4 protein-coding genes and 1 CRISPR repeat array are annotated in these 5,460 nt (G+C 59.9%); all 4 genes read right to left on the bottom strand.

Translation table 11 applies throughout. From position 1 onward, the window contains the following. Positions 1-232: 232 nt before the first annotated feature. Positions 233-2,970: direct repeats of the CRISPR family, unit length 37 nt; unit sequence GTCACAAAGCAGGTCTCGCGACAGAGCGAATTGAAAC. Between the two features lie 44 nt (positions 2,971-3,014). Continuing rightward, positions 3,015-4,034 carry an IS3 family transposase gene (locus tag MB1_RS24680; protein ID WP_439646976.1) on the bottom strand — a complete coding sequence of 340 codons (1,020 nt, stop codon included), beginning with the start codon at positions 4,032-4,034 and terminating at the stop codon, positions 3,015-3,017. A 24-nt stretch (positions 4,035-4,058) separates the two neighbouring features. After that, positions 4,059-4,457, bottom strand: a complete 399-nt coding sequence (locus MB1_RS26225) for a transposase (RefSeq protein ID WP_174532007.1) — start codon at positions 4,455-4,457, stop codon at positions 4,059-4,061. A 157-nt stretch (positions 4,458-4,614) separates the two neighbouring features. After that, on the bottom strand, positions 4,615-4,848 hold the full coding sequence (locus MB1_RS24670) for a hypothetical protein (protein ID WP_157084397.1): 234 nt from the start codon (positions 4,846-4,848) through the stop codon (positions 4,615-4,617). Between the two features lie 225 nt (positions 4,849-5,073). Next, positions 5,074-5,433 carry a transposase gene (locus tag MB1_RS24665; RefSeq protein ID WP_066913733.1) on the bottom strand — a complete coding sequence of 120 codons (360 nt, stop codon included), beginning with the start codon at positions 5,431-5,433 and terminating at the stop codon, positions 5,074-5,076. Positions 5,434-5,460: the final 27 nt, after the last annotated feature.

Raw genomic sequence — 5,460 nt, 5'->3', positions numbered from 1 at the left:
CTGAGACGGTCCGCGCTGTGCCGTACGGCACACTTGTACCGTTCGGCCTGGTCGGTGGCCCTATAGCGGGTGGTGCACGAAGTGTCTGTGACACCCTTTGGTGTGTAGTGCCTCTGACCTGCGGATATGGTTCGAGATATGTGTGCGGGCCGCGGAGGAAACACCTCCTGGAGGGGGTGGTGTGCAATGGGCCTGCATCGCCGCTGGTCAGGGGCATCGTTTCGGTGATAGGGTCACAAAGCAGGTCTCGCGACAGAGCGAATTGAAACCCGTCCCGGCAGCCGGCGGACGCGGCGGCCGGGCGTCACAAAGCAGGTCTCGCGACAGAGCGAATTGAAACTCGCCCGTGAGGCGGCTTCGGGTGCTTGAACTTGTCACAAAGCAGGTCTCGCGACAGAGCGAATTGAAACGCTCGGAGCTTGCCCAGTTGTCGATGACGATTGTGCGTCACAAAGCAGGTCTCGCGACAGAGCGAATTGAAACCACCGTAATGGTGACCTCTCGTGTGACTGTAATCGGGTCACAAAGCAGGTCTCGCGACAGAGCGAATTGAAACTTGGCGGTGCCGGTGGTGTGGGCGGGCTCAACACCCGCGTCACAAAGCAGGTCTCGCGACAGAGCGAATTGAAACCAAATGTCGCACGGGATAACGTCAAACCATGAATCTTCGTCACAAAGCAGGTCTCGCGACAGAGCGAATTGAAACTCCACATATTCATATCATTCTCTTTCTATTTGATTAGTCACAAAGCAGGTCTCGCGACAGAGCGAATTGAAACGGCGCCGGTGAGCGCGATGACAGCGAGCATGGTGGACGTCACAAAGCAGGTCTCGCGACAGAGCGAATTGAAACCACGCAATCGGCGCATGCGTGCCCGTCGGCGTAGGGTCACAAAGCAGGTCTCGCGACAGAGCGAATTGAAACACGTACCCTCTTCCAGATTTCATCGATCTGGGATTGGTCACAAAGCAGGTCTCGCGACAGAGCGAATTGAAACCGGCCATGAAGGACCTCAGTGGGATTCGTCGAGTGTCACAAAGCAGGTCTCGCGACAGAGCGAATTGAAACCAGGTCCGCGTAACGCAGGTTCGCGTCCTCACCTATCGCGTCACAAAGCAGGTCTCGCGACAGAGCGAATTGAAACGAAACGCGGCGACCGTCGTTCCAGTAAAGACGGAAGCAGTCACAAAGCAGGTCTCGCGACAGAGCGAATTGAAACCTCAAATTCGTTACATCATTCGGGTTCATAATAATAGTCACAAAGCAGGTCTCGCGACAGAGCGAATTGAAACAGTGTCGAGACTGAGTGCGAGCTCTTGGTACCTGTCACAAAGCAGGTCTCGCGACAGAGCGAATTGAAACAAAGCTGTCGCCAACATCGTTGGCGGTGGATGCCCATAGTCACAAAGCAGGTCTCGCGACAGAGCGAATTGAAACCCGAGCGGCGGTCTCGATCACGTAGGTGAACTGCCCGACGGTCACAAAGCAGGTCTCGCGACAGAGCGAATTGAAACCGACGAGCGCGGGGCTGGTTGCTGGTGGTGGGCTGTCACAAAGCAGGTCTCGCGACAGAGCGAATTGAAACTTCGCGCGCATGAACCCGCACGTGCATCCCGATTACAAACGTCACAAAGCAGGTCTCGCGACAGAGCGAATTGAAACGCATGAACCCGCACGTGCATTCCGATTATGCTCGCTGCCCGTCACAAAGCAGGTCTCGCGACAGAGCGAATTGAAACAGTTCATCGGTGGAACGAAATGCAAGGCTTTTGTCACAAAGCAGGTCTCGCGACAGAGCGAATTGAAACGCGGCCACCCACTGCCAGTCGTCGAAGTCTCCTCCGACGAGTCACAAAGCAGGTCTCGCGACAGAGCGAATTGAAACCTTCCACCCATCGTAGGTGGCGACCAGTTCGGCGTCACAAAGCAGGTCTCGCGACAGAGCGAATTGAAACCGTTGCGCGTTCAGATCCTTCTCGAACACCTCCTCGTCACAAAGCAGGTCTCGCGACAGAGCGAATTGAAACTTACCGCCAGGTTGGCAACGATTCGGTCGGAGTCGGGTCACAAAGCAGGTCTCGCGACAGAGCGGATTGAAACGCCTTGCTGTAGCAGTGTACATCGTCGTAGAAGCACGAGTCACAAAGCAGGTCTCGCGACAGAGCGAATTGAAACGGTGGAAACGTCGCCATGAGCACGAGCGGCACGGTCACAAAGCAGGTCTCGCGACAGAGCGAATTGAAACTCTCCGGTCTCGAGCAGACCTTCGAGGCAGCCCTCGAGTCACAAAGCAGGTCTCGCGACAGAGCGAATTGAAACAACAACACGAACACAGCCGACTCTCCTGTTCCGGTCACAAAGCAGGTCTCGCGACAGAGCGAATTGAAACGGAGGTTACTGGTCCCCCACCCGTCGGTTGTACTGTCACAAAGCAGGTCTCGCGACAGAGCGAATTGAAACTACCCCAACCAGACGTCGTAGTCGTTCATCCCCCAATCGTCACAAAGCAGGTCTCGCGACAGAGCGAATTGAAACCTGGAGCCGACCGCGAAGGGGGCCAACGAAACAAGTCACAAAGCAGGTCTCGCGACAGAGCGAATTGAAACGATAGCAACGACTGCGCCGATAATCATTCCGATGGTCACAAAGCAGGTCTCGCGACAGAGCGAATTGAAACATCAGGGTCTGTTGCGACCAGACTCTGAATTCGAGCGTCACAAAGCAGGTCTCGCGACAGAGCGAATTGAAACTCATTGCGAGTACGTCACCTTGGTCGTATTGCAGAAGTCGCAAAGCAGGTCTCGCGACAGAGCGAATTGAAACGCCGCTCGCCGTCCCACTGGTGATGACCGCAGCTACGTCACAAAGCAGGTCTCGCGACAGAGCGAATTGAAACCGGTATTCACCACCTTCCGTATGGGTCATGAGACGAGTCACAAAGCAGGTCTCGCGACAGAGCGAATTGAAACCTCTTGTGAGACCCGGAACATGTCAAGGTCGGTGAGGCAGTTTCTTATTCGGATGTGATGAGTGTTGCGGGTGTGGGTTGGTTGATCCAGGCTGCGGTGGGTAGTGCCGGTGGGGTGGGTCGTTGGTGGCGGAATCGTGCGGGGTTGGTGGTGTAGGCGGCGTTGAGGGTGGCGGCCCGTTGGGTGTCGATGGTGGCGGCAGTGTTGTAGTGCACGGATGCGGGGGTGTGCAGGCCGATCCCGCTGTGGCGGTGGACGTGGTTGTAGTGGTCGAAGAACATGATGGCGAACGTGCGGGCGTCGGCGATCGAGCCGAACCGGCCGGGGAACGCCGGACAGTACTTCAGCGTCTTGAACTGGGCTTCGGAGTAAGGGTTGTCGTTGGATACCCGGGGGCGTGAATGGCTGCGGTCGACACCGAGATCGACCAGTAGCTGCGCGACGGGTTTGGAGGTCATCGAGGTGCCCCGGTCGGCATGCAGAGCGAGTTGGCCTGGTTCGATACCGTGGGTGGTGAGGGTGTCGGCGATGAGTGCTTCGGCGAGGGCCCCGGTTTCGGTGGCGGCGATGGTCCAGCCGACCACGTATCGGGAGTAGATATCGATGATCACGTACAGGTGATAGAAGGTACCTCTTTGCGGGCCTTGAAGTTTCGTGATGTCCCAGGACCACACCTCGTTCGGTCGTCGGGCGATGAGTTCGGGTTTACGCTTCGCGGGGTGGGTGCGTTGACCGCGACGCTCCCGGTTCTCGCCGGCGGCGGCGAGGAGCCGATACATGGTGCGGATCGAGCACAGGTAGATCCCGTCGTCGAGCAGCCGCGCCCAGACCTGCGCCGGGGCCAGGTCGCAATACTGCGGTGAACGCAGGGCCGCCAGGATGTGGTGCTGTTCGGCAGCGGTCAGCCTGTTCACAGGAACGGGTCTGGGCCGAGGCGGTCGTGGTGGAGTCGGTCGGCGGCGTCGGTACAGGGTGGCTCGGGACGCGCCGAGCAGGGTGCACGCCCGTTTCGTGTTCGTCACCGTTTCCAGGTCGGGGAGGTGTTCGCCGATCACCGCGTCGATTTCGGATCGGTATCCGCGCTCTCTTCAGAGCTGCTCCAAGAGCGCGTGCACTTTTCCCGTGATCTCCAACGCCGTTTTGGTGCGTTCGAGTTCGGCCTCGAGCTGCTGGTTACGGCGTCGTAGTTTGTCGAGTTCGATCTGTTCCGGGCTGCGCCCGGTCCTGGTCTTCGGTGTCAATCCGTCCCGGGCGCCGGCATTACGGGCCTTGCTCCACTCGGCGATATGCGAGGAGTACAGGCCCTCGCGGCGCAGCAAACCGCCACGCTCGGCCGAGCCGGGCGGCAGCGTGTCGTACTCGTCGAGGATCCGCGCTTTGTACTCGGCGGTGAACGAGCGTCGCCGAGCACGTGCGCCCGGATCCGGGGTGTCGGTCACCCTGCCAGTATCGGCGACTTCGTCGGTGGATGTGATCGTCATGGTCACGGGTTACGGTGATCCTGCCTCGCCCTGTAGCGATAATCGACAACTTCTGCTGTCTCACCAAACCACCGGAACACCTCACGGCGGCACGACACCGGATCGGGCCAACAGGTGCGGTCCCGGAGGACCTCGACCCCGGATGTTGGACACGGGGATTGTGCTATTCAGCCTCGGTCGGCGTACGTGTCGCCGTCGGCCGGTACGTGATGTTATCGACGCATCTGATGTTCGGTGCTGGGGCGATGAAATCCCGGTTGAGCAGATCGGGCACCTTCGTGCCGGCCGGATCCGACACAGTGGTCTTCACCCGGCGTCTCCGCCGGTGGCCGGCGATCCCGGCGGTGCGCATCACCCGAGCGGCCCGCTTGTGGTCGACCCGCTCCGATTCGGGCACCCACTCGCTCAAGTTCGGCGGTGATCCGCGGCTCACCATAGGCGCTATCGGTGTTGGTCACGACACGGATACGGTCGGCGAGTGCCTCGTCGGCCGCGGTCCGGGCATTCCGGTCGTCGGCGGCGGCCAGCCAGGCGTAGAACGACGAACGCGCGATCTCCATGACCGTGCAGAGCCACATCCGCCTCGCAGGTGTTCCCGTGTCGGCGACGAACTGGAAGCGGCTCACCAGTGCGTCTCCCCGGCGAAATACTTGGCCGCCGATCGCAGGATGCCCCGCTCGGTCGACAGCCGCGTCTTGTCCGCACGGAATGCCTGGTTCTCGGCCCGGAGCCTGGATAGTTCCTGCTCGGCGGTCTCCGGTCTCCGGTCTCCGGTCCCGGTGCGGGCTCGCTCGTCGACGCTGTCCTTCTGTCGACACCTTCGGTGTCGGATCGGCACACCGGCGGCGGTGCACCACGCCCCCAGTGTCACCCCGCTGACACCCAACTCACCGGCAATCTGGGTGATCGTGGCACCGTCGGTGTTGCGGTAGAGCGCCACCGCGTCGCGCTTGAACTCCTCCGGATAGTTCTTCCTCGTCATCGGGATCGATCATCTCGCTTCCCCGGC

Source organism: Millisia brevis NBRC 105863 (genome assembly GCF_001552615.1).
GTDB classification, from domain to species: Bacteria; Actinomycetota; Actinomycetes; order Mycobacteriales; family Mycobacteriaceae; genus Millisia; species Millisia brevis.
Note: the sequence above shows the minus strand (reverse complement) of the source record. Positions and strands in the feature narration are given on the sequence as shown.